1 protein-coding gene is annotated in these 232 nt (G+C 63.4%); it reads right to left on the bottom strand.

Annotated features, from left to right (window positions below; all coding sequences use genetic code 11):
• Positions 1 to 5: 5 nt before the first annotated feature.
• Positions 6 to 232 (bottom strand): type II secretion system F family protein (locus tag KJQ96_RS39610; protein ID WP_213291287.1); only part of this gene is annotated, 227 nt, incomplete at its 5' end.

Below are 232 nucleotides of genomic sequence, written 5' to 3'. Positions count from 1 at the left end.
AGTCCTCAGAACTCCACGGCCACGATGCGCCGGACTGCGATCGTGCCGATGACCTGCAGTATCACGGCTGCGATAATCATGCGCACGCCGAGCGGATCCTCGATGAACGTCTTCATGTGTTCCGGCGCGATGAAAAACATGACGGCCGCCAGCGCCGGCGGCATCATCGACAACACCCAGCCCGTGATGCGTCCATGCGCGCTGGCGATGCGCACCTGACGTCTCACCCGGG

The sequence above is a fragment of the Bradyrhizobium sp. sGM-13 genome (genome assembly GCF_018398875.1).
Classification (GTDB): Bacteria; Pseudomonadota; Alphaproteobacteria; order Rhizobiales; family Xanthobacteraceae; genus Bradyrhizobium.
The sequence above is the reverse complement of the archived record's forward strand: the minus strand, read 5'-3'. Positions and strand labels throughout refer to the sequence as shown.